The 26,815-nt window shown below is 28.0% G+C and carries 20 protein-coding genes; 2 read left to right on the forward strand and 18 right to left on the reverse strand.

The genetic code is table 11. The features are described from left to right. Positions 1-66: 66 nt before the first annotated feature. The 4 genes from CDIF1296T_RS13385 to CDIF1296T_RS13400 form a co-directional block, all read right to left on the reverse strand. On the reverse strand, positions 67-1,377 hold the full coding sequence (locus CDIF1296T_RS13385; RefSeq protein WP_004454840.1) for a sensor histidine kinase: 1,311 nt from the start codon (positions 1,375-1,377) through the stop codon (positions 67-69). Continuing rightward, complete coding sequence (locus CDIF1296T_RS13390; protein ID WP_009890737.1) at positions 1,371-2,078, reverse strand: response regulator transcription factor; 708 nt, start codon at positions 2,076-2,078, stop codon at positions 1,371-1,373. Before CDIF1296T_RS13390 ends, CDIF1296T_RS13385 begins: the two co-directional genes overlap by 7 nt. A 304-nt stretch (positions 2,079-2,382) precedes the next feature. Next, entirely contained in the window at positions 2,383-4,224 is a 1,842-nt protein-coding gene (locus tag CDIF1296T_RS13395; protein ID WP_009897732.1) for a bifunctional metallophosphatase/5'-nucleotidase, read from the reverse strand. 212 nt (positions 4,225-4,436) lie between these two features. After that, complete coding sequence (locus tag CDIF1296T_RS13400) at positions 4,437-5,321, reverse strand: DUF4846 domain-containing protein (protein ID WP_009897734.1); 885 nt, start codon at positions 5,319-5,321, stop codon at positions 4,437-4,439. A gap of 207 nt (positions 5,322-5,528) precedes the next feature. Between CDIF1296T_RS13400 and CDIF1296T_RS13405 the strand changes: the two genes are divergently transcribed. Beyond that, positions 5,529-6,446 carry a ribonuclease Z gene (locus CDIF1296T_RS13405; protein WP_004454848.1) on the forward strand — a complete coding sequence of 306 codons (918 nt, stop codon included), beginning with the start codon at positions 5,529-5,531 and terminating at the stop codon, positions 6,444-6,446. Positions 6,447-6,587: 141 nt separating this feature from the next. Here CDIF1296T_RS13405 and CDIF1296T_RS13410 read toward each other — a convergent pair whose 3' ends face one another. Next, positions 6,588-7,922: a CoA-disulfide reductase gene (locus CDIF1296T_RS13410; protein WP_009897736.1), complete on the reverse strand. Its 1,335-nt coding sequence runs from the start codon at positions 7,920-7,922 to the stop codon at positions 6,588-6,590. A gap of 340 nt (positions 7,923-8,262) precedes the next feature. Between CDIF1296T_RS13410 and CDIF1296T_RS13415 the strand changes: the two genes are divergently transcribed. Next, positions 8,263-9,651, forward strand: a complete 1,389-nt coding sequence (locus CDIF1296T_RS13415; protein WP_009897738.1) for a cation:dicarboxylate symporter family transporter — start codon at positions 8,263-8,265, stop codon at positions 9,649-9,651. A gap of 73 nt (positions 9,652-9,724) precedes the next feature. Here CDIF1296T_RS13415 and CDIF1296T_RS13420 read toward each other — a convergent pair whose 3' ends face one another. From CDIF1296T_RS13420 to CDIF1296T_RS13485, 13 genes are all read right to left on the reverse strand, one after another. Beyond that, positions 9,725-10,933: an alginate O-acetyltransferase AlgX-related protein gene (locus CDIF1296T_RS13420; RefSeq protein ID WP_009897739.1), complete on the reverse strand. Its 1,209-nt coding sequence runs from the start codon at positions 10,931-10,933 to the stop codon at positions 9,725-9,727. A 14-nt stretch (positions 10,934-10,947) separates the two neighbouring features. Continuing rightward, the gene (locus CDIF1296T_RS13425; RefSeq protein WP_009897741.1) at positions 10,948-12,366 is read right to left on the reverse strand and encodes an MBOAT family O-acyltransferase; all 1,419 of its coding nucleotides are present in this window, start codon (positions 12,364-12,366) and stop codon (positions 10,948-10,950) included. Between the two features lie 17 nt (positions 12,367-12,383). Continuing rightward, a complete protein-coding gene (locus CDIF1296T_RS13430; protein ID WP_021368734.1) occupies positions 12,384-13,460 on the reverse strand; it encodes a hypothetical protein in 1,077 nt (358 codons plus the stop codon). A 10-nt stretch (positions 13,461-13,470) separates the two neighbouring features. Next, positions 13,471-15,777, reverse strand: coding sequence for a glycosyltransferase (locus tag CDIF1296T_RS13435; protein ID WP_009897748.1), 2,307 nt, complete (start codon positions 15,775-15,777; stop codon positions 13,471-13,473). Between the two features lie 4 nt (positions 15,778-15,781). Next, positions 15,782-16,762, reverse strand: a complete 981-nt coding sequence (locus tag CDIF1296T_RS13440; protein WP_021387008.1) for a glycoside hydrolase family 5 protein — start codon at positions 16,760-16,762, stop codon at positions 15,782-15,784. Between the two features lie 303 nt (positions 16,763-17,065). After that, positions 17,066-18,814 carry a DUF4091 domain-containing protein gene (locus CDIF1296T_RS13445; RefSeq protein WP_009897751.1) on the reverse strand — a complete coding sequence of 583 codons (1,749 nt, stop codon included), beginning with the start codon at positions 18,812-18,814 and terminating at the stop codon, positions 17,066-17,068. A 57-nt stretch (positions 18,815-18,871) separates the two neighbouring features. After that, on the reverse strand, positions 18,872-19,681 hold the full coding sequence (locus CDIF1296T_RS13450) for a carbohydrate ABC transporter permease (RefSeq protein WP_004454862.1): 810 nt from the start codon (positions 19,679-19,681) through the stop codon (positions 18,872-18,874). 15 nt (positions 19,682-19,696) lie between these two features. Continuing rightward, positions 19,697-20,614: a carbohydrate ABC transporter permease gene (locus CDIF1296T_RS13455; RefSeq protein ID WP_004454863.1), complete on the reverse strand. Its 918-nt coding sequence runs from the start codon at positions 20,612-20,614 to the stop codon at positions 19,697-19,699. Between the two features lie 97 nt (positions 20,615-20,711). Then, positions 20,712-22,022 (reverse strand): ABC transporter substrate-binding protein, encoded by a 1,311-nt coding sequence (locus CDIF1296T_RS13460; protein ID WP_016729386.1) that lies wholly within the window; start codon positions 22,020-22,022, stop codon positions 20,712-20,714. Between the two features lie 322 nt (positions 22,023-22,344). Continuing rightward, positions 22,345-23,085 carry an SIS domain-containing protein gene (locus CDIF1296T_RS13470; RefSeq protein WP_009890755.1) on the reverse strand — a complete coding sequence of 247 codons (741 nt, stop codon included), beginning with the start codon at positions 23,083-23,085 and terminating at the stop codon, positions 22,345-22,347. 2 nt (positions 23,086-23,087) lie between these two features. Continuing rightward, complete coding sequence (locus CDIF1296T_RS13475) at positions 23,088-24,347, reverse strand: PTS ascorbate transporter subunit IIC (protein ID WP_009897756.1); 1,260 nt, start codon at positions 24,345-24,347, stop codon at positions 23,088-23,090. Positions 24,348-24,479: 132 nt separating this feature from the next. Further along, positions 24,480-24,767 (reverse strand): PTS sugar transporter subunit IIB, encoded by a 288-nt coding sequence (locus CDIF1296T_RS13480; protein ID WP_004454867.1) that lies wholly within the window; start codon positions 24,765-24,767, stop codon positions 24,480-24,482. Between the two features lie 12 nt (positions 24,768-24,779). After that, positions 24,780-26,699: a BglG family transcription antiterminator gene (locus tag CDIF1296T_RS13485; RefSeq protein ID WP_009897758.1), complete on the reverse strand. Its 1,920-nt coding sequence runs from the start codon at positions 26,697-26,699 to the stop codon at positions 24,780-24,782. Positions 26,700-26,815: the final 116 nt, after the last annotated feature.

Raw genomic sequence — 26,815 nt, forward strand, 5'->3', positions numbered from 1 at the left:
TTATTTCTGGAGCTGTTTATACTTATATAATAAATGTAGAGGCTTACATTTTCCTTTCATTTAATATTACATAGTTGTAAGAAACAAAGAAAACTTGCTCCCTATTCCTACTTTTGAAGAAACTATAATATTTCCACCTTGTTCTTCTAAAATCTTTCTACTTAAATACAATCCTACCCCACTACCTTCTACAGATTCAATTTCATCAGCAGAACCTCTATAAAAACGTTTAAATATATTATTAAACTCATTTTTTTCAATCCCTATGCCATTATCCTCTATTATAATTTTAAAGAAATTAGCAGTTTCTTCTACAGATATATTTATTTCTCCATTTACCTGTGTATACTTTACAGCATTGTCTAATACATTAAAAATACTCTCCTCAGTCCACTTTTTATCATGTGGTATAATTCTACTGTTAAATTCATTTAAATTTAATGTTATACTTTTGCTCTTAGCCTTAGGGGTAACACTTTTTACTGCATTTAGAATAGTATTTTTTATATCATTATCTTCTTTTTTTATGTTTATCATGCTAATTTCTAACCTTGATATGTTCACTAAAGAATTTATTAAATTTTCTAATTTATTTATAGAAGCCTTATTGGTTAATAAGAACTCGTTGGCTTCATCTTCTTCTAATTCTTCTTCTATAAGTAATGTATTGTATAATTTTAAGGATGCTAAAGGAGTTTTTAATTGATGGGAAATATCTGTTACTAATGATTTTACACTTTCTTTTTCTTTTTCTAATTTAATAAACTTTATCTTTAAACTTCTATTAAGCTCATATAGACAGTTATTTATCTTACTAAATATGCCTTCTTTAAAGTATTCATTATATTCTACTAGATAACCAGTTTCTTCTGACTCAGTAGTGTCCTTCAAGTAGTTTTCTTGTGACATCTTATCTACTATAAAATAAATTTTACTCAATCTTTTATTTATGTATCTTATAAAATAATATATTATACCTATAACTACTATAAACATCATTAAAAAAATAAAAAATGATTCCTTAAAAAAAGATTTTAAGTATAAGCTAAAATTTTTATCATTTGACATTTTATTTTCCAATCCATAGCCAAATTTCTTAAATGCCTTTTCTCCAGTAGACACCTTACTATAATCAGAATTATAAATAGAATTTACTATATCTATTTCATCATTAGGATATTTTTCAATCAATATTCCAGCAATATTTTGAGTATTTTTTATTTGATGTTCATACAATTTATGTAATCTGCTATATTCAAAAAGTATAAATACAAGGGTTACTATTAGTACAGATAAAACAGAATATACAATAACTCTTCTCATTATATAATCATCTTTCACACTTAAACCATCTTTGAGGTTCATATTTTTTAGCATTTTTTTATACTCCTTTCTCCCCACATATATCCAACCCCTCTTACTGTTTTTATATATTTAGGTTCAGATGGATTTTTTTCAACCTTTTGTCTAAGTCTTCTTATATTTACTGCAATCGTATTATCATCTACAAAATTACCACTACTATCCCATAAAGATTCTAACAGTTGCTCTTTAGTCAATGTCTGCATAGAATTTTCCATCAAATATTTTAATAGTTTTGTCTCTGTCTTACTTAAAATTATCTCTTCTTCCTTATCATCTGTTCTTATAATTAATTTATTTTCTATATAATAAAAGAATAAATCATCACAAACTAATAGAGTATAATTTTTTACTGTATTTACTCTTTTCATAAGCGCATTCACTTTTGATATTAATACCATCAAGCTAAAAGGCTTTGTGATATAATCATCTGCACCTAAATCATATCCTGTGACAATATCCACCTCTTCATCAAGAGCTGTCAACATTATTATGTAAACATCACTTTTCTTTCTAATCTCCTCACAAAAGTCAAAACCACTACCATCAGGTAGACCTATATCGGAAATAATTAAGCATATCTCTTCTTTTGCGAAAATATTTTTTGCTTCTTCTATACCAAATGCACTAAAAACATTGTATCCTTCTTTTTTTAATTTAAAACTAATTCCTCTATTTAAAGATTTGTCATCTTCCAAAAGTAATATATTATTCATCCCTATATCCTCCATCATCATATATACTAGCTAAATTATATCATACTAATAAAATCATTTTTTTATCAATTTGTAAATATATCAGAAGTTGTTAATATGATTTCATTTACTTGAATAAAAACTAAAAATCCCCATAATACTATGCCATTTAGTGTAATTATTTTTCATAAAATACAATTTTATTTAAAAGTAATCATGTTAAAACATAAAACAAAGGAAATTAGTATTTATATAACTAATTTCCTTTGCTGTTTACTATTATCTAAAATTAAATTACTATCTACTAATTTTTGCTCATTAATTTTTATTTTGACTTTTTATCCTTTAACTCTTTTTGATTAAAATTCAATAAACATATCAATGTACTTGAAACTATAAATATAATTATACTATTTGAAAAACCTAAATCTCCTGTTTTAGGAGATTTTTCTTTAGCTTCTCTTTTAGATATTCCTAGATTAGAACTTTCTCTAGCACTTGTTTTATCTAAGCTTTTATTTTTATCACTATCAGAGCTTTTTATATTATTAGATAGATTCTCTTCATTATCATTGATATTTTTTTCATTTTCACTTAATATCAAATCACTCTCATGATTCTTGCTTATTAACTCATCTTTAGATTTAATACCAATTCTTCCATCTACATTTTTTGATATTTCTTTTTTGTACTCTATATATTCAATGACTGCACTCTCTAAATTTCCAAATTCCTTTAGTACTGGCTCTTTTGAAAAACAAGGAAATTCATCTCCACCTGATGCTATATAATCATTCGTTGCAACTACATACTTTTTATTTAAATCTAATGGCTTTCCTTCTTTTTGAATATTTGTTATTTTTTCGCCTTCTTTTTGTTTAGGATTAAAGTAATATGAAATTCCTCCCACTTGCAAAAAGGCTGAACTTTTTTCTGGATAAAGTTTTACTCCATGCTCCAATACATCTTTAATCTGTGCTCCTGTAAGTTCTTTGGTAACTATAGTATTGCTAAAAGGAAATACATCTACAATATCTCTTCTTGTTATATTGCCTTTTTCTATCGTATCTCGAATATTCCCTCCATTAAATAAAGAAATATCAGCCTTAGTTTTATCTAGTAAAATGTCACTTATTAAATTACCCAAATTAGTTTCTTTTGTCCTTACATTTTCATATGAACCATCTAGAGTATTTGTAGTTACCCCTATAACTTTATCTAATATTTTTTCTTGTTGTTCTTTTATTTCATCAACCTTTTTACTTACAGCGGAGTCAAGCTTATACTTTAATGCTTCTTCTTTTCCAATTAATCTAACTGATTTATTTTCTATTTTTATATTTTCTACATCATTAGTATCCAAAGTTAGTTTTATCTCGCCAATATTTTCTAAATATTGTCCTGCACTTACAATCAATGTATCACCCACTTGTTTACCATTTTCAAACTTAGTGTGGCTGTGTCCATCAATAATCAAATCAATTCCTTGAACCTCATTTGCTATATCTATACTATTTGGCTTACTTAAACTATTTGTACCAATATGACATATTGCAACTATTACATTGGCACCCTTTCCTTTTAATTCATTTACTTGTTCTGTTGCACTTTCTATAGGATTTTTAAACTCTAATCCTTCCACATTTTTAAATCCAGTTTTGCTCTTTGTTTCCTGGGTTGAGAGTCCAAAAAATCCTATTTTTATTCCATCTATTTCTTTTATATCATTACTATCAAAAACTTTTTTTCCATTTTCAAAAATATTTGATGATAAAAATTTTAAAGTATTCTCTCCTAAATTAGCACTTTTAGATAACTCAAACAGTCTATCTTTTCCATAATTAAAGTCATGATTTCCAGGAGTAATATAGTCATATCCAGCACATTTAATTAATTCAATTGCACTTTTCCCTCTATCCATATTTACTATTGGAAGTCCATGCAAACAATCTCCTGCATCTACTAAAATTGAGTTTGGAGTTTCTTTTTTCAATGTGGCTAGATTTCCTATTTGTATATGGTCATCACCTTCAGCATATCTTCCATGTATATCATTAGTGTGAAAAATGGTTATTTCTTCAAATCGCTCTAGCCCATAAGAAATAAAACTCTGACTTGTTGTAATTAGAATTATAATTACCAAAATTAAATACCTTCTAATCTTCAATATAAATTAGCCTCCTCAAATTAGTTTTAGCTTTAATATAAAATTTATATTTTACATAAAACTTTTTAGATAAATATTAAACTATAGTAAGATTAATTAGTGTAATTTTTAATATTTATCTATCAATTTAATTTTGTCCATATCCAATTAGTTTTAATCTAATTACATTTTTTCACATCTATATTTTTCTTTTATTATATAAAATTATTATTTTAAAATCTTTTCAACTGGTCTCTTTTAAAAGTCCATTGAGGTATTGTCAAATCACCTTCAAAATCTAAACTATACCAAGGACTCAAATTTGGATTTTTACGATTAATAAGAAGTTGCGTTTGTTGTGCAGGCATATAGCTTTGGGCTATCATAAATACCTTTTCACCAGTCTTTTCATTTTCTGCCATATCCATAATTATACTTGCATGTCCTGGACTTCCACCAACTATAAACACATCTCCTATTTTCATATCCTCAACTTTTACAGGCTCCAATTCTTTTTCAAGAGATAACGTTCCTGAATATGCAAACACTATATCCATAAACTTTCTGAAACTCTCATAAGATGTTGAATATTCAGTTGCTTTATACCAGCTTGAACCACTATCTTTTACTGAAATTCTATATCCTTGTGCCCATTTTGAATACTTCGCCTTAAAACCATCAACAAAATCAAAACTTATTTCATCATATAGTTTATTCTGATACAAGTATTCTGCTCTCATAAGCATAATTGCATCTGCACATTGATGTAAATCTCTATTTCCAATATCAACATCAAATACACTATCATAAATACCTTTTGATTCCTTAGTTCTTCCATCATAATACTTTACTTTCTCTCCATAATTTTTTAGCTTAGTATTCCTAAGAAATGATTCAAAACTACCTTTTTCTACATCAACTCTTTTAAATCCTTTTGGTGGCTCATACCTATCTTTCAATATATTTGCATCTTTATGCACTATTATAGGCTGTTCATCTTTTTTAGAATTTTGAGTTTTCTTAGAACCTTCAACCACTTTTTTCTCTTCTCCGTTACTACAACCAACTAAAGTTAATGTAATCAATAACAAAATAGTAATTTTCTTTAATACTTTCATTAAATTTTCCTCCTTTAAATACTTCTAAATATAATTTTCACTTTTTGTCCTCCAAATTTTTATACATTGTTATATAAAAACTTTATTTGACAATATTTCTTGACTCAAATACACATTTATTGTTATATTTAATGTTAAAATAATTATAATAGGATATCATAATAAAAACAAACAACAGATTTGTGTTAATTTTAGAAAGGGGAAAAAATGATAGATTTAACTTTACTTGGATGTGGTGGAAATGTACCTATGCCAAACAGATTTCTATCCTCTGTATTTATAAACTATAAAGGTAGAAAAATACTAATTGACTGTGGTGAAGGTACTCAGGTATCTATGAAGCTAAAAAAATGTGGCTTTAAAGATATAGACTTGATTTGTATAACCCATTTACATGGTGACCATATATTTGGACTTTTAGGACTTTTATCAACAATTGGGAATAGTGGTCGTACAAGTGATTTAACTATAGTTGGTCCAGTTGGAATAGTCGATTGTATACGTTCTATGAGAAATTTAGTAGAATATGTACCATACACTTTAAAAATTATAGAAAACCCTCAAGGCAATTTTTCTTTAGATAATAAAGTTTTAAGAAATTTAGAAATTTCAACAATCAGTTTAGAACACTCTATAGAGTGTTTAGGATACAGTTTTAATTTTAGAAGAAACCCTAAATTTGATATAGATAAGGCAACTAAAAACGAAGTTCCTAAAATATTATGGAACAAACTCCAAGAAGGTCAAAATATAGTTTTAGATTCAAAACAATACACTCCAGATATGGTCTTAGGAGAATTAAGAAAGGGAGTTAAGATAAGTCTTACAACCGATACAAGACCTATAGAATCAATACCAGATTTCATAAAAGATAGTGATTTATTTATATGTGAAGCCATGTATGGTGATGATTTAGATATATCAAAAGCTGTTAGAAACAAACATATGACTTTTAGAGAAGCTGCTAATCTTGCAAAACTTGGAAATGTCAAACAACTTTTACTGACTCATTTTAGTCCTTCTTTAGACATACCTAGTATGTATTTAGAAAATGCTACTAATGTTTTTGAAAATACTATTCTTGGAGAAGATAGATTAAGCTTGCGTTTAAATTTTGATGAATAATTTAATGGAATCCTTATTTCTAAAAATTTGGAATAAAAATTTGGAATAAAAATTTAGGAATGAATTTTACCATGATAAAAATAGTTTAGGTAAATTCATTCCCTTAATTGCTTGTCAACTATATTAGCTATAATCTAAATATTATTTAGATATATTTCCAGCTACATTTAAAACATCCCATGTTCTTGCAAATGGTGGAGCATAACATAAATCTAACATTCCAAGTTGACTTGTGGTCATTTTTCCAAAGATAGCAGCTGCCAATACATTTGCTCTTTGGACAGCATCCTTAAACCCAGCCACTTGTCCGCCTAAAATAACTTTTGTATCTGCATCATAAATAAGCTTTACATATATTTTATTTCTTCCTGGATAATAATGAGTTTGATTATAATCAGAAATAAATTTAGATTTGACATTTATGCCTAAATCTTTAGCTTGCCTTTCTGTAATTCCAGTTGATGCTGCCTCCATATCCATAATTTTTATACAGCTTGAAGATAGTGAACCTTGATAAGATACTTCTCTTCCTGCTAGGTTTTCTCCTACTATCCTACCCAATTTATTAGCTCCAGTAGCTAAAGGAACATATACATTTTCATTACTTACTATATTCTTTATAGTTGCACAATCTCCAGCAGAGTATATATCTTCTACAGAAGTTCTTCCATACTCATCAACTACTATAGCTCCATTTTTTAGCATTTTTATATTAGTATTTGACAAAAACTCGGTATTAGGTCTCACGCCAGTAGCAATTATTACTACATCTGTATCTATTTCCCCTTTGTTTGTTATAACTTTTTCTACTTTATCTTCTCCACAAAGTTCTACAACCATTTCATCTAAGTGCAAATTAACATTATGTCTATTTATTTCTTCTTCTAATACATCCGTCATCTCCTTATCAAATACTTGTGGCAATATTCTATCTTCTAACTGAATTACATCTACATCTTTACCTAATTTCTTACATGCCTCAACTGCTTCTAACCCTATAAAACCAGCTCCTATTATTGTCACTCTTTTATTATCTTCATTACTTAAAAGTTTTTTTAGATATTCTCCATCATATAAACTTTTTAATGTAGAAACATTCTTCAATTTTATGTTTTTTATAGAAGGCATAATACTTCTTGCTCCAGTTGCTATCATCAATTTATCATAGTAATCTTCATATATTTCATCTGTTTTTATGTTTTTTACTTTTATTTTCTTAGATTCACTATCAACCTCAACGACTTCTCTAAATATATTTAAATCAATTCCAGCTTCTCTAAGTTTCTCTGGTGTTCTTGCTAATAATTCATCAGCATCATTAAAAAATCCACCAACAAAGTATGGTAATCCACAAGCACCAAAAGATACTATTTCAGTTTTTTCATAAACAACAACTTCATACTCAGGTTTTATTCTTTTTAATTTTGCTGCAGCACTCATACCAGCTGCAACACCACCAATTATTATTACTCTCATTTTATCTCTCCTTTGATGTCTAGTTAATTTCTTCACTTATTTTAAGCTTTTCATTTGATATATATTCTATGAAAACATTTTTTATAATAATTTTTAGTTATTTATTTAACACATTTTAATTTGAAATCAAATCTTATAAAAGCTATTTTTTATTTTCTTACCACAATTCAAATTCTTTAAACATTTATTATACCCTATTTTTCTGTACTTAATCACATTTTTCAAAATCAACTTGTTTTACTCTATTTAAGTAAATTGTGATATAATATTGACATTTTTTTAATATATTGATATCATTTAAACTTAGAAAAATTTATTTTTAAATAAAAGGAGAAAAATATTGGAAAGTTCATTTTTATCACAATTTCTTATGATTACAGATTTTAAAACAATTTTTTTCATAATATTACTTCTAGGTACGTTCTTTATTGTTAGACAATTTGAAAAGAAAAAAATAAAATTTTCATTGAGAACAATATATGCTACAGTACTAGGACTCATATTGGGAATCATAATACAAGCTTTTGCTGGTTTCCCTAATGATACAACTCAAGTCATTTGGCTACAAGAAGTAAGTAAGTGGTATAGCCTATTTGGTTCTGGATTTATGGACTTATTAAAAATGTTAGTAGTACCTTTAGTTTTCTTATCCATTATAAAAGTAATTATAAATATGAAAGATAACAATCTTGGAACTCTGACATTTAAATCTTTAGGTATGCTTCTTGCTACTACTGCTATAGCTGCAATTGTTGGAATTATCGTTGCAAATATAATGAAGTTAGGTGTAGGAGCTAATATGCCTACTTTAGTTGAAAATCAAGAACTTAAAGAAATAAACTCTCTTGTGGATACTTTAAGAGGATTACTACCATCTAATCCTGTAATGGCTATGGCAAATGGAAATATTGTAGCTACAATAATATTTGCTACATTTATAGCTACCTCAATAAAGAGATTAAGTAAAAAACATTTTGAGACAATAAAACCATTTATAGATTTTATAGAAGCATCTTACAAAATAATTGTAAGTGTGTCTATGACTGTTATTAAATTTATGCCTTATGCTGTGGTTGCTCTGCTTGCAAATACAATAACTTCACAAGGTATTAGTTCAATAGTATCTGTTTTACAGTTTATATTAGCTCTTTATATATCAGTTGCAATATTATTTATCATACATTTAATTTTTATAACTTTAAATGGTCTAAATCCCATTACTTATATAAAAAATTCAACTGAAGCTTTACTTCTGGCATTTACTTCACGTTCTAGTTTAGGAACATTGCCTGTAACGATAGAAAGTCTAGTACAAAATCACGGAGTTGATGAGGGTGTATCAAGCTTTACAGCAAGTTTAGGTGCAAATATGGGTATGAATGGTTGTGCAGGTATATATCCTGCTTTAATGGCTGTAACACTTGCCAATATGGCTGGAGTAAACATGGATATGAGCTTTTATGTTATGTTGTTAATTGTTATAACAATTAGTTCGTTTGGAATAGCTGGTCTTCCAGGAACTGCTACAATGGCCGTTTCAGTTGTTATCTCTGGAGTTGGTCTTGGTTCTTATTTTCCATTAGTTGGTGGTATACTTGCAATAGACCCTATACTAGATATGGGACGTACTATGATAAATGTTAATGGTGCTATGGTATCATCAATTACTGTAGGAAAATCACTTGGAAAAATAGATAAAGAAGTATTTAGTAAAAAAAATATTTCTTAGAATAACACTCAAAATAAATGGCTAACTTTTTACCAGTTAGCCATTTATTTTATCAGAAAACTTTTTTAGAAATTTACTCACAAAACGGAAAAAATTCTTTTGTAAGATTTTGGGGATATACAGATATAAAAACAAAGTCATAGTCATGGGATTTTGCATATTCTAGTATATCTCCATCATAATATCTAGGGTCTATCATATCTATAGATGAACAAACAGAGGAAAAAAATGCTGCTGTTGGTACAATTAGAGAATCTTTAACAAACAGCACTTTTAATCCATCTGGATTTTCTATATTTTTTATTTTAACTAATGGTCTGTTCCCCAATAAATATGTAAAATACTTATCTGATTGACCATCCATTAAATTAAGGTCTGCATTAAAAGGATATGATAATATTAAACTCTCTTCAAACCTTCCTTTTAATTCAAATTTTTGAGATTTAGAATCTGTATAATAAGTATAATTAGTCTTAAATTTAGGATAAATTAATGTAAAATCATCTATACCACCATATAAGATACCAGTCTTTCTTCCCATAGAACCAAGAAATGACTTAGGATATACAATTGAATTATAATTGTCCTTATCTCTATAATAATGATTTTCATCTAAATTCATATTGTATTTTTTATTAAGTTGCTCAACTAATTCTCCAAATGCCCAAAAAGAAGTTTCTACTTTCCAGTGATGGTCTGTTTTAAAAAATAAATCATCTTTTGGAATACCACTCTTTAAAATATTTTCTCTAAAATCAATATAGTCCACATTATACTTTTTTAGTTGATTTAAAAAATTATCTGCTGTCTCATTACTATAAGAATAAGGTATTCCTTTGGGAAATTTTGTCACTCCTTTTATATACTTATCTGGAGTCATTAGGTAAACCAATTTAGTGTTTTGCTTTTCCATTTCATCAGAAAATTTTCTTACCCTATCTGCTATCACACCAACTGGATTTGGAGCTTTAGCAAAATATGTATAATGCATCTTTCCAGAAGTATCTTTTACAACACTAAATTTTGAAAACTCATTTTTACCCATTAATTTTTGTAAATAGCCATAAGTTTCAATGAACGTATTTTTGTATATTACTTTGTCATTCACTGTATTATCAATAGATGATATTGTATCTTTTAAACTACTTTTTTCAGCTATTGAATTTTTTATTTCCTGTATCGTATCTTTTCCAGAATAACAAACATTAAAGATAGAGAAAGCGAATAAAATAATTAAGAACATAATTGCAGTTATTAATCTTACTTTAAAAAATCTATTCATACTTTTCCTCCCAACTAAAAATTAAAATAAATAAATGGATTATAGCTTCCAGTTACTAAATATGTCACAGAAATAAAAAACAATAAAATAGCTGAGATTGGATAAAATACGTTAAATATCATACTATATTTAGCTTGTTCAACAACAAACTTATTGATTTTCTTTGCAATAGGTACACTAAAAATAAATGCAAATATAAAGAAAACCCAGTATTCTTTTAAAAACATATATGTATAATCACTCCATATAGCTCCATTGCCTCCAAACATAGCTTTAAAATAATTATATGCTTCTTTTAAATTAGGTGACCTAAACAATACCCATCCAAAATTAACTACTAATAAAGCATAAATATGTTTTATAAAATTGTGATTTTCAATCTTTTCAAACATTATAAATCGCTCTATAATTAGGAAAACAAAGTTTAAAATCCCCCAAATTACAAATGTCCATTCTGCTCCATGCCATATTCCAGTGAATAACCACACTATAAACATATTTCTAATCATAATATCTTTATTTGCTACTCTAGAACCTCCAAGCGGAAAGTATATATAGCTCTTAAACCACATTCCCAAAGAAATGTGCCATCTTCTCCAAAACTCACTAATTGATTTTGATATATATGGATAATTAAAGTTCTCTTCAAATTTAAAACCAAACATAAGACCTAAGCCTATAGCCATATCTGAATAAGCAGAAAAATCAAAGAATATTTGCAGAGTATAGGCTATTGAACCAAGCCATGCAAGTGATGCAGCTATTTCTCCTTGACTATTCATAGTGTAAATATAGTCTGCTACTATAGCCATGTTATTTGAAATTAATACTTTTTTACCTAGACCTGTTATAAACCTACAAGTACCAATAGAAAATTTATTCCAAGTTTCTTTTCTATTGAGAATTTGTTCTGCCACACTCTCATATCTAACTATAGGACCTGCTATTAATTGTGGGAAAAATGCTATATACAATCCCACATAAAAAGGGTTCTTTTGGACTTCTCCATGTCTACGATATACATCTATAACATAAGACATTCCCTGAAATGTAAAAAATGAAATTCCTATGGGTAAAACAATACTAGGTATAGTCAATTCAGTACTAATAAGTTCACTAATATTTCTTAGCGCAAAAGCTAGATATTTAAATATAAATAAAACACCTATATTGTATGCACACATCAAAACTAAAAAAACTTTTACTTTTATTTTACTTTCCCTATATCTATCTACCAGTAAACCAAATATATAGTTCATTATTATGGAAACTATCATGATAACAACAAATTTTGGCTCTCCCCAAGCATAAAAAAATAAACTAACAGCAAGCAATATCATGTTCTGTATCGTTCGGTTAAACCTAAATACATAATATAAAACCAAAGTTATAGGTAAAAAATAAAATAAAAAAATTAAACTTGAAAATAACACAATCTAACCTCCTCTCTTTACTTAGTTTTTGAACATTTTTTCCAATATAAATATATTCCAAAGCATATTATTACTAGAGATACAAATAAAATTCGAACAAACGTTATGATGTTATTCATAAAGTTTATTTTTTTCATATCTTGTACTGTTGGTGATTGCTCAGGATATACTAATGTATATGGAACACCATCCTTATCTTTTTTATTAACACTCCAAGACTCAGTTAATGTTATTTTCTTTCCAATTTTAAACTTATCATCAACATTAACTTGTAAAATAATTTGTCCAGGTTTGGCTTTATTACTTAATGTTAATTTACCTTTTTGAGATATGCTCACATTATCTTGTTTTCCCATAAGAGAGTACTTAATTTTAGAATCACTTTTAAGACCTAATACTTCATACTGACTTATACTTTGACCCAATACTGGTATTTGTACTTCTTCATCGCCAATTATTTTAATATTATTTAAAAATCTTAATTTCTCTTCAGACAATAAAGATATCTTTTTTATAATAACAATATTATGTTCTTCATCAGATGGAATAAACGTAATTCCCCAACTAACAATGTTTGAAAGCATATTTGAGTCCAGCACAACATTACTTTCCTCATTTATAAGGCTATTAAAGTTCACATAAATTTTGCCTTCAAATTCACCTGGTACTTCTATGCATCCTTCTTTTATTTTATCTGAATATATTATATTTTTACCTTCTAAAAATACTTCACTACCTTCTTTTAATCTAAATTCAAGCATATTTTTACTTTGTATGCTTAAATTTATTCTCTGAGAACTTTTATTTTTATTTTGAATTTCAATATAAAAATTATTATACATGCTCCAATTTTCTTTTATATTTTGGTAAATATATAAATAACGTTCCTTATCGCTTTTAGAACTATCCGTTTCTATTCTTACACCTGTATCCTCATATGTAATCTTAGAACTTAAGTCAGTCTCTATCTTTTTAAAGGATAAATCTAAAATTTTATCACTTGTTGCTGAACTTATAAAAGTAGTATTTATAAAAAAAATAAACACCAAAATAAGATATTTTGTAGAACAAAAAAACACTTTTAAAGTCTTCATTTCATCTCTCCTAAATATATTCCATGGGTTCAAACTCATCTATACTTTTTTCCTTCTTTTCACTAGGCTTTGAAACAAGAATTGTCTTATTTTGTAATATCCAATCCATCATTTCATCTCTTAAAAAGAAATTTTGCATTATGCTGTCAATGTTATTTACTTTATATAAGATACCTCTTTCATCAATTTTACCCTCACACAAATCACATTCTAACACAATATTTTCATTAATTTCCAATGCTATTTCTTTAGGATAAATACTTTTATTCTCAAAATTTAATAATACATATTGATAATTAAAATTCACTATTCTTAATTTACCTGTATTTTTTATATCCATCTGAAAATTCATATTGATTCTTGGACTTCTTCGTGATAATGTTCTAGTTTTTTCAATACGTTTTTTTACATTAATTTGCAAATCATCAAAGAAACCTAGTTGATTAGATATTGTCATTGGTAAAGTAGGTATTCTATCGTGAACAATACACATCCAATTATCTATTTCACTATCCTCAATATGTGTAATATAAGCTGCATATTTCCACTTTGAATTTACTTCCACAACATTAACAATCTTTGCTTTCATATTAGCTATATACATTTCATTTCCAGATTTTTCTCTAAACTCTACCTCAAACTCTTCTTCTGGGGAAATATATTCTGGATTTTCTAGCAAAAATGCAAACCCATTTTCTGATATATCAATTGTTTTTGAAGAAAGAACATAAGAATTTTGCTTTAACTTAAAATCAATTTCAGCAATATAACGCTCAGACTTTCTTAACTGCTGTCTCCCTGATATAAATAATGTAGCCATAACAAGGTTAAAAAGGTTTCCAATCAACCAAAATAATACAACTGAATATGTCATTGAACTCATTTTAAATATTGCTACAAACATTTTTAAAATTCCTATGATAGATAAGACCATGTAAATAAAATAAGGTATTCCCTGTAAAAACTTATACATTCTATTTTCTTCTAATTTACTCTTATTTGTTACTGAAAATTTATTTTTAGATATTGCAAACGTTTCAAGTATTACTGCTGGCATTAAAGACTGAAACATTATAGTTTCATATATATTGGTCCATCTAGTATTTCTTATATTTTGAGAAAATATTTTAAGAGATAAACTACTTAAAATATACATTGGCAACCAAAATACCAATACTTGAAGTAACGTACATTTTACTACAATCACATTAAACACAGAAAATAAAATAGGTGCCATTATATATACAAAGCGTTTTATACTTGCATACCAATAAGTAATTGAAGAAATATAACTTATTTTCTGCCAAAAACCTAAACCTCTCCTAAACAAAATATTTAGACGTCTACCAGTTTGTATACATCCACGTGCCCATCTTTCACGTTGCTTAATAAGACTTTTTAAATCTGTCGGAGATAAACCTGATGCATGTACTTCTGGAATAGCATAACATCTATACCCCTTACTTTGAATTAAGATACCTGTTGCAAAATCTTCTGTAATAGAATAAGTATAAAATCCATCAACTTCTTCAAGTGCTTCCCTTGAAATAACTGTATTACTACCACCATAAATTACAGAATTTGTCCTATTTCTAGCCAATTGAATGTCTCTGTAAAAATAATCTTGCTCATTTGGAATCCTTCCTTCAGAGTGCAGATTAAATTGAAACAAGTCTGGATTATAAAAACTCTGTGGAGTTTGCACAAAACCAACCTTTTCATACTCCTCTTTTTCTCCATCTTTTTTAGCTTGCTCATTTTTCAAAAAGTATGGTACTGTAGCAATTAAAAAGTCATGCATTGGTATCATATCTGCATCAAATGTAGCAATCAAAGGGGAATTTGTATGTTGCATTGCATTATTTAAATTTCCAGCTTTTGCTCCTTCTCTTTCAGTTCTAGTTATGTAATTTACACCCATTTTTTCTGCTAGAATACACATTTCTTCACGATTTCCATCATCACATATGTATATATGTACCTTTTTCTTATCTGGATACTGCATATGAATACACCCATTTACAGTTTTTCTCACCAAATCAACAGATTCATTATATGTTGCAATGAATACATCTACATGTGGATAAAGTTCTTCACTTATGATTGGTTTTTCAGGGTACTCAATATTTGACATACCATAATAATGCACAAACATTTCCATCATACCCATTATCTCTACAAAAAGAAGTATTATGGCACAGATTAGGGCAAACATCCCTTCTTCTTTAGGTACTGTATAAAAAATTCTCCACAATATATATACTATATTAGTAATAATAGTTAAAGTTATAAGTATCTTTTTTGAATTTTTCTTCATAAAATCACCTCTTTTCTATTAATGCACTTAATATTTCTCTATCCCAAGTCCCTTCAATTTGATTGTATATACCAAATCCAGAAGCAAGCTCCCAATAAGCCCATGAAAAGTTTCGTTTTTCAGCTTCTTCTCTTACAGCTTTTACCCAAGCTCTCCTTGAAGTTTCTGGTGCTTCTTTTGTTACTCCAAATTCACCCAAGAAGATTTTTACCTTATTTTTATTTGCCCAATTTTCCACAGTATCAAACCTTTTTTTTAAATAATCCATTTGTTCATTTGTTCCTTCCCAAGTAATATTGCTTAAGTGCTCAAATCCCTTATGATAGATATTTCCTTGAAATGCAAAATCATTTGGCTCGTAATAGTGAAAGGAAACTACTATATTAGAATCTTTAGGAATATTTAATTCATTCAAATAATCAATTTGATAGAAATTATATGGTCCTACTATAATAGTTCTTTTAGGGTTAGTTTTTCTAATTATCTTTATTGCTTCTTCAATGTATTCGTTTAGTAACTGTGAATATAAATTTTCTTTAGGTTCATTTAATAATTCAAATACCAATTTTTTATCATATTTTTGATACCTATTAGCTATCTGTTGCCATATTTTTAAAAACTTTTCTTTATGAACTCTTGGTTCTTTCATAATTTCTTCAAAATGGTGTAAATCCAACACAACTATTAAGTCTTTATCCAATGCATAATCTACATATTTATCAATCTTTTTAAAAAATTCTTCATCAATTTTAAAATTATCAGAATCTGACGTATAATCAGAAAACCTTACTGGTATACGTACTGTGTCAAAACCTGCATCTTTTATATCATCAAAAAACTTATTTGACATTTTTACATCCCACGGAAAATCCTTAGGTGATTCTAGTGCATTACCTATATTTATCCCTCGTTGCATCTTAACTGTATCACTGTTATCTCTTATTACAAGATAAAATCCAATAAAAGATATACTTAAAAAAAACATTATAATAATACCTATTCTTTTTATATTAATCCCCCCAAACAATGTTATCTTCCATATAATATTATTCAATCCCTATTATAGCAAATTAAAGTACATCATGTTATATATAATTATTGTCATTTATAAACTTTATAGCGTTTATAGTTAGTTTTAAAACATTGAATACAACTAAAAAACTAAAGGGCTGTCTTAGAATAGAAATAATCCTATTTTTCATTGTTGAAACAATGAAACTATATTGATTTCATACAAAAAGAGTGCCTCATGAACTAAAAAGTTCATTTTGAGACACTCTTATATTTTTTATACTCTGTCTAACAACTCTAATACATATTTTTTAACTTTATCATATCCCCAATTATCAAGTGAATATCCTAGTTCTATGTCACCAAAACCTTTAATTTCAGCATTTTCTTTTTTATTTAATAATTCTTGCATAAGCTCAACTTCTATATACTCTCTTCCCTTTTCTTTTTCTAACATTGTAAATAACTCAAAGTCCTGTATTCCAAATCTTAAATTCTCCATTCTGACACTTCTAACTGGCTTTAAATCTTTTCCAGGATAAACAAAGAACATATCTCCAGCTTTCCAAATAGGGAATTTGTAACTTGAATCTTTCCAAGGGTCTTCTGTCCATAAATTATAGTCCCATCTTAAAAATCCATCAAGACCAAAGTAATAAGTATACCATCCTATTATTCTATTTTCTACAAAAGGAGAACTTAAAAAACTATTTGGTTTCTCTGGAAAACAGCATACAAACCAAGTCAATATCCCACCCTTGTCATTGATTTTTTTCTTAAGACTTTCTATATCTTTATAATTTTGTATAGTAAGTTTTAAATTTATTGACATATCATCAATTTCATCTTTAGCTCTGTCTAAAAAGTTTTGGTCGTGAGTTGCTGATTTATATTTAACTTGATGAGTACCTACAGTAGAATTTATAAATTCTATACACTCTTTGACTACTTCTGGATTATTTGGTTCATCAGCTATAATCCTTACTCTGTCCCATAATCCACACTCTATTAAATGATTTAATACTAATCCTATATATTCTTTTAAATCATTTGTATTGTTTATAAATTTAAATACTTTATCCTTTTCATCAAAATATCTTACTCTTATAGGGTCCTTATAACCTTCTACAGGATTTCCAAACTCACCAGCACACCAATTACCTAATAGACCAAATAAATCTATCTCCTTAGCCATTTTATACTTATCAGCTATGCCTATATACCTATCCATACTCTCAAAGTTACATTTAATCTTTCCATCCAATCCTTTTGATACACTTACCATGTTATATTCATATAAGTTTGATGGATTTTTATAAACTTTATAACAACTTTGCCCTGCCCATGGATAATCTGAAACTATAACTGTTGCAACTTTTTCTCCTAAAGATGCTAATTCTTTTAAATAGTTATCGACTATTTCAAAATGTATATCAGACCATAACTCAACTTTATACATTCTAGCTAAACAACTTGGATGTTGCCATAAATCTAAAAAGAACTTGCTTTCATCTAAAGGCTTTAGCACAACATTTCTTACTTTTACAGGAACATCAATTGTACAAACTTTTTCTTCGTCTTCATATCCAAAGCTTTTAAATATATCAATACCTATATCAAGGTTATTTTCTTCAAAATCTTCTGGTACTTGACCTTCAATCCAAAATGTTTGAGGCAAATATTGCTCTACTAACACATCTTTATCCCTTAAAATAGCATCATTCACAAATGCCTTTGTATCATCTTGAACATATCCTAATATATTTATACTAAAATTATTTTCTAAACTATTAGGCACATTTAATGCTAACCTTACTCTATTTCCTAGGCCTTTCCATGATATAGCACTGCTTTTATCAATTGTACAATTAAATTCTTCTGTTGCTTTTAACATAATTTGAAATGCAAATTTTTCACCTTTAGCTACTACAATATCCAAATCCTTATCTTTCCAAGTTTCAGCTTCTATAACTGAATATTTATTGTGTTTGAATGTGCAATCTTTCAGTACATATGAAATTTCCATAGTTTAAATTCCTCCATATTTATATAAGTTTCTTTATATATTATTAAATTAGACTATTTAACCTTTTATACCAGACAAAGACACACCTTCAACAAATTTACTCTGCAAAATCAAATAGAAAATAAATGGCGGTAAAAATGTTATTGTAGCCCCTGCCATCATCTGTCCATAATTAGTTATCTGGAATGTCTTAAGAGTAGATAATCCAACTGTTAATGTTCTCATTGCATCTTTAGTTGTAGCTATAAGAGGCCACATAAACTCGTTCCATGCTCCCATAAAAGTAAATATTGCTAGTGTAATTAATGCTGGTTTAATTAAAGGCAACACTATTTGTATTAAAATTCTAAAATCCGAGCAACCATCTATCTTTGCTGATTCTAATAACTCTTTTGGTACTCCTAAAATAGCTTGTCTCATTATAAATACGCCAAATGCAGTTGGTATTGGCATAATAAGTGCAAGATAACTATTTATCCATCCTAAGTGTTTCATTATTATATATAGTGGTATCATTGTAACTTGGGAAGGTATAATTAAAGTCATTATCATAAATAAAAATAACTTATCACTACCTTTAAAATCCATCTTCGCAAAAGAATATCCTGCTAATGTACTAAATACTAAATTTAATAATACACCTGAAAAAGATACTATTGCTGTATTAAAAAAATATTGTGCAAATCCTTTTTTAGTAAAAATATCTATATAGTTTTGAAGGGTTACTGTTGAAAAAGATATATCCAAACTATATGAGTTATATGTTATCTTCAATGATATTATCAACATGTATATAAAAGGTACCAAACTTGCACACGCTATAAATAAAAGTAAACCATCACTTAATAATCTTCTTGCTGTTTTCATATTATACCTACCTTTCTAAAAATCTGAATTGTCTCGTCTTACAAGCTTATTTTGTAAAATCGAAACTACTGCTATTAACAAAAATAATACGTTTGCTACAGTCATTGCATATCCAGAATTAAAGTTTTTAAAGTTTAAGTTAAATGCATGCATAACTATACTCATAGTAGATATACCTGGACCTCCACCTGTCACAGTATAAATTAAGTCAAATACTTGTAATGACCATATCGACCCTAAAAATACAACCATTATTGTAGTTGGTTTTAATAAAGGTACAGTTATTTTTATAAATTCTTGAAGTTTTGTAGCCCCATCAACCTTCGCTACTTCATAGCAGTGTTTTGGTAAATTCATTATAGCTGAAATATAAATTACCATGAAATACCCTATATTTTTCCACATAGATATAAACATAAGTGTAGGTAATGCTGTCTTACTATCTCCTAAAAGTTTAGATGATTCTATTCCAAAGGCACCTAATACCTGATATATAATAGAACCTTCTCCATTCAATAAAGCCCTCCATACCATACCTATCAAAACCATAGATGATAATACTGGTATAAATATAGCACCTTTAGCAAATGAAGCTATTTTACTATTTCCTTTTCCTGTAATCCAAACAGCCAAAATCAATGATAATATAGTTTGGCAAGGTACTACAACAACAGTAAATTTAATAGTATTTATAATAGATACTTTTAATGTTTCATCTGTAAATAATTTTTTATAATTTTCTAAACCTATAAAAGTAGCTGGACTAATAATATTATACTTTGTAAAACTAAAGTATATTGACATTATTATTGGTATCACATAAAACGCCACTAAAATTATTCCCAATGGCAATATATACATATATGGTTTAATATTTAATTTTGTTTTTTTTCTTTTTGAATTTTCTTCAAACTCTCTAACTAAGTTTTCCATTTTATCCTCTCCAATATAAATATTAGCATTGTATTTATAAATACAATGCTAATTTTAATCTGTAAAGTCCTTTACAACATATTACAGCTTTAAACTTTTATTGTGCTAATAAATCATTTGAATATTTTGCAGCATCATCTAACGCTTGTTTTGGAGTTTTATCTCCTGAAATCATAGTTTGAAGTTCTTTCCATAAATATTCATATATTTCAACTCCATGAGGTCCTACTACTAATGGTCTATATACATTTTTGTCATTTTCCACCATTTCTTTGAATCTTTCATCACCTTGATATGGTTCACCTTTTGTTATTGGTGCTCTTGGTATTGCTTTATGAAATTCTGTCATTGATTCAACACTTAACATATGTTGTATTAACTTGTATGCAAGTTCTTTATTTTTCGCAGATGACATTAAAGATAAATGGTCTACTGCTCCAAAAGTTGCTGCTTTCTTATCTTCTAGTCCAGTTACAAATCCCCAATTTAAATCCGGGAATGATTCATCAAATACACTTGTTGCAGCAGAAGATAACATTATTGTAAATGCTGCTTTCCCTGGTCCAAATACACTTTCTATCATTTCATTACTATCTTTAGATAAAGAATCTTCAGGCACATATGCTTGTAATTCTTTTAAGAACTTAGCTGCTTCTAAACCACTCTTATCATTAAATTTAACCGATTTTAAATCATCATTAAATATATCTCCACCAGCTTGCCATAAATAAGGATACCAGTTCCAGTTTAAGTTACCAAAAGTTTTAGCTCCCCATCCCTGAGCTAATCCCCATTGGTCTATCTTTCCATCACCATCAGTATCTTGCGTTGCTTTTTTACAAATTCTTTTAAAATCTTCCCATGTTTTAGGAGGTTTTTCTCCTAATTTCTCTAAAATATCCTTGTTATAGTATAATACCCCTGGATTTGCTGCTTGGAATGGCATACCATACATTCCACCCATCATTTCAGATGTTTTTATATAAATAGATTGCTCTTTATCCTCTTTAGTTGCATAGTTAGTCAAATCTTCTACTGCTCCACTTTCTATAAACTGTGGATACATTTCTGCATACATATATCCTACATCTGGACCTTCGCCAGCACTTATAGCTGTTGCAAATTTTTCAGAATAATTATCCCAAGGAATTATCTGTAAATCTACTTCACAGTTATTTTTTTCCTCAAATTTATCTAAAATAGGGTCCCAAACTTCCTTCATATTATTTTCTACTGGTGGCATCCAAAGAACTAGTTTTTCTTTTTCGCCATCCTTTTTTGAATCTTTTCCATTTCCACTTGAACACCCTGTTATAAGTGTTGTAGTCATAATTGCTACCATAGCTAGTGAACATAATTTTTTTAACATACCCACTTTTATTCCCTCCATTTTATTTTCTTTTTTCATTTTTATTTTCTTTTTTCATTATAATTCTACACATTTTCACTCCATTTAAAATATTATCAAAGCATGTATTTATTGTCTAATCAGTTTTTTCTATGTACTTTTTTTTAATATAGTTTTTTTCTATGACAACGTTTCTAATATTTATAATTGATACCTTCCAATTTATTTTCTCCAATTTAAAATTTAATTACGCATCTTTTTAATCTACAATAATAAAAAGCTGTAGATTTTTACCTACAGCTTTTAAATGATAGCATTTATTATATATTATTAATATTCTTTGTTGATAAACTTCAAAGTTCATTAACATATTTTTTTAACCTTAATATTCATAATGAATTACACTTTTATATTCATCAAAAATCTTCTTATTTAACTCATCTCCACCATCAATATTGGCACTATAGAAAATCGGAGGATTCTTTAGCCCTTTATTAACTAATTCCTGAGTAGCTTGAGCTATAATAGAGTTCATCACAGTAGTTGCTATTACAGTAGAAGTTGGACTAACTTTTTGGTTTAATCCATCTATCTCTACACAGGCATCTCCCTTTTGACCATGATTATCTATCACTAAATCGCATACTTCATAAAGTTTTTTTCCTGAAGAATGTCTTGAAGATACACTTTTTGAGTAACTTAAATTAGTTATACATATTACTATTGCCTTATTTTCCTTAGCTTTCATAGCAAACTCTATACTTACTGGATTTCTACCAGATACTGAATGAACTATAACTACATCTCCTTTTTTAATTGGAGTTTTATCAGCTAGAGCTGTACCATATCCTTCTAATCTTTCCATCTTACTTGTGTGAGTTATAGGTGCTGTATCTAACATTAGAGATTTTGCAAATACTGGATTTATAAGAACACAGCCACCTGCTCTATAGAATAATTCTTCTGTTAATATTCCTGCATGTGAAGCTCCAAATGAAAATATAGCATTTTTACTTTCTATTGCTTCAACAAGGATTTGTACTGCTTTTTCCATATTGACTTTTTCTTCGTTTTCTATTATATCAATTAATCTTCTTATCTCATCTATGTATTTAAATTTCATATCTATAATATTCCTCCAAATAGTGAACCTATAAACCTACTGATTATACCAAATAATGAAAGGTCATTACCTCCAAATATTAGTATCCAATTTTGAATAGTTCCTGAGTAAATTACAGCAGATATTCCTACTAAAACTACCATAAATATTGCAGCTATAGCTGTACCTATTATAGCTCCACGTATACCACCTTGTGATTCTCCTATTACTGCTGCTGCTCCACACTCAAAGAATGAAGTTATAACAAGTGGTATAAGTAGCAAATTAAATACATTAAAGTAGTTACATATTAAAATCATAGCTGTAGATGTTAGCATAGCAACTAAGAATCCTATTAATACAGCATTTGGTTTATAATTAAATAATATTGGACAGTCAAAAGCAGGTAGTGCATTTGGCACAACTTTTTCAGATATACCTTGAAATGCTGGCATTATTTGATTTATTAGCATTCTTACCCCATGAAGCATTATTATAAGACCTGCTCCAAAAGAAAGACCTTGCTTTATTGCATACGTTCCAATAAACTCATTACTATCTTTAAACGCACCTGGTATTACTATCCCAACAACTATAAACATTAAAAACACTGCCATTCCACCACTTATAGATATTTCTCTAAAAAATGATAAACTTTGAGGTATGTTTATATCTTCTGTAGATTTTTCTTTATTTCCTACTAATTTAGCAACAAATCCTGATATAAGTGCTAAACAACCAGATGGATGACCTAATGTAAAAGAATCATCTCCTATAACATCAAACACATATTTTCTTAATAACCAAGGCATTATTGACCAATAGAGTGCTGATAATACTGCTGCAAAAGCTATTAATACTCCACCATTTAATCCAGCTTCAACTCCTGAAGCTACAAATATGAATGGGAACCAATAAAGCATGTGACCTGTTAAGAAGATTGTCTTAATAGGAGTAAATCTTGCTATCATTAGGTGAATAGCTAAACCCGCAAACATTGCTAAACCTATAATTCCACCATAACTTGCAGTAAAAGTAACATCACTTAAACCTTTTGTTACTGCACCACCACTTATACTTTGGAAAGCTCCATTAATTGGTGCTATTGAACTAACTAACATACCTGTTCCAGTCTCCATAATTATAATTCCGAAAGCTGCAAGTAGTGACCCCTTTATAACATCAGATGCTTTCTTCTTCTGTAGTACAAGACCAAATGCTGCTATTAATCCAATTAACATAGATGGATTACGTAAAATATTATTTGAAATAAAATCAAGCATTATATTTTTTAGTGATAAGTCAACTGTTTAAGTTTTCTACCACTAAATCCCTCCTCTCTTTCTTACTATTTTTGAACTTAGTAAGTTTTTATTTTATTCTGATTAACTTAAATTTACTTTTTAAAACTTATACTATTTCTTATCATTTTTATCACTTAAAAAAGTTTGAACAACTTCTGTGACTTCTGCTAAATCCATGTACTTTTTAACTGGATATACATCTACATTACAAGTTCCTTTTAATTCATTTAACAATTCTTGACTTGTGAATATACAGTCACAATCAGCACCTCTAGCTGAATTTATATCTGTATTTTCTACTTCACATTCTATACCTAACTGCTTTAGAGCCTTTTGTATTGTCATTTTTAATACCATTGATGAACCTACACCAAAACCACATACTGCTAATATCTTCATTTTTCATTCCTCCTAATTTTGCTTATTTATAAGTTCTAGTATTGAACTTTTATCACCATTAATTATTAGTTTTACATTTTCTTCCTCGTACATCATCTCTGATAGTGATGCTAATGCTCTAATGTGAGTAGTGTTATCTACAGCAGCTAATACCATAAATATATTTACTGGTTTTCCTAATAAATCAACTTCATCTTCTACTATTAGTAAAGACATAGCAAGCTTGTTTACTCCTTCTTTAGAACTTGCATGTGGTAGAGCAAATCTATCAGCTAAAACAATATATGGTCCATATTTCTCAACTGACTTTATCATATTTTCTATATATAACTCTTCTATAGAGTTATCTTCTAACAATGGCTTTGAGGCTATTTTTATTGCTTCTTTCCAATCTCTAACATTTTTTATTATATTGACCCTTTCTGCATTAATTAATTCCTTTAACATTGGTTGATACATCTCTCCTTCATCTATCTTGTGTATTATGTTTAATAAATCAGCTTTTAGTGCTTCTTCATTATTGATAACTCCATTTTTTCTTATAGCTTGTATTATTAATTCAAGATTGAAATACTTCTCGTTTTCTTTTACACTTATTAGTTTGTTCATAAGTAATTGAACATCTGATGATGTTAAAAGAGGATTTACAACAATTACGTTGTTTACATTTTGTATATCTATAGTTGTAATTATGTAATCGTAGTATACATTTACTTCTTTTAGTTGCTTAATGGATACTATACCTACTATTTCTATGGTTGGTATGTATTTATATAGTTGTATTTCCAAACTCTTTGATACCATAAGACCATTAGGACAAACTAGTAAGACTTTATTTCTTCTTAGACCATTATCCCTAGACCCTCTTAAATATCCTCCAAAATACGCTGCTATAAATCCTATTTCTTCTTCTCTTATCCCCTCAAATACAGGAAACTCTTCTTCATTCTCTATAATTGATTTTATAATTTTATAAAGTGACTCATGTTTATACTTAGTCTCATCTAACATTGGATTTCTAATAGGAAACTTAAATCGTATTCTGTTGTAAGAAGAGTGGAGGTGCCTTAAAATATTTTTCTTAAACTCATGCTTACTTTCTAATTTTATTGCTGTATTTACTTCAAACTTATCTATAAGTTTATCTACATATTCTTCAACAACATCTTCCTTAACTTCACTATTTAAGCTGGGAAGTGAGCTTATGTAAGTGCATATATAGGCTTGTTCATTTTCATTAGCTTCTTCACATAAAAGTTCTTTACAATTACTAAAGTAACTAATTTTTTTAGCTTCATTTAGATATTTATATGAGTATAATGTTTTCCCATCTCTTATCCTTTTATTTAGAAATTCCACAAACTTAGTTAGATTTAATAAAGAATAATCAGTAAGTTTTATATGTCCTTTTGTATCGAAACTACTTACTTCCTCACTTATAGAATTAATTTCCAGTACGTTTTCTTGAACAATTATCAGAAACAGCTCTCTAATAACGTATTCATCACCTATAATTTTGTACTTTCCCTTATACTCTAATCTTAATCCCATTGTTTGAAGGTATTTTTTTACATCAGTTATTGTTTGTACTACTGTGTTTTTTGAAAGTAACATTTCATTTGTTAGTTTTTCTATTGATATTTTTTCGCCAAGTAATATCTTGTTTAATATAAAAGTTTTTCTGTAATCACTATCTAAAAATTTATCTTCTTCAGTTGAAATTATTTTCCTTGCATCACATAAATTACCTTCAAATATAAATTTGTGTTTTACATTTTTTATATTACCACTTTTTCCTAGTTGTTTATTTATAGCTAGAATATCGTAATAAATAGTTCTCTTTGAAACATTAAACTTTTCTTGTAGTTCTTGTGATGTTACATTGTTATTTTTAATAATAAAATCTAATATTTTTTTAGCCCTTTCCTTCATACTACCTCCTTAATTTTATTATCTATATTTTCTACATGTAGTGCCATACCAAATAATTGCACATGATTTAGTATTATTTTATAATTTTGCACAGTCTAACTCTAATCTAAAAGAAG

The sequence above is a fragment of the Clostridioides difficile ATCC 9689 = DSM 1296 genome, from assembly GCF_001077535.1.
Lineage (GTDB): Bacteria > Bacillota > Clostridia > Peptostreptococcales > Peptostreptococcaceae > Clostridioides > Clostridioides difficile.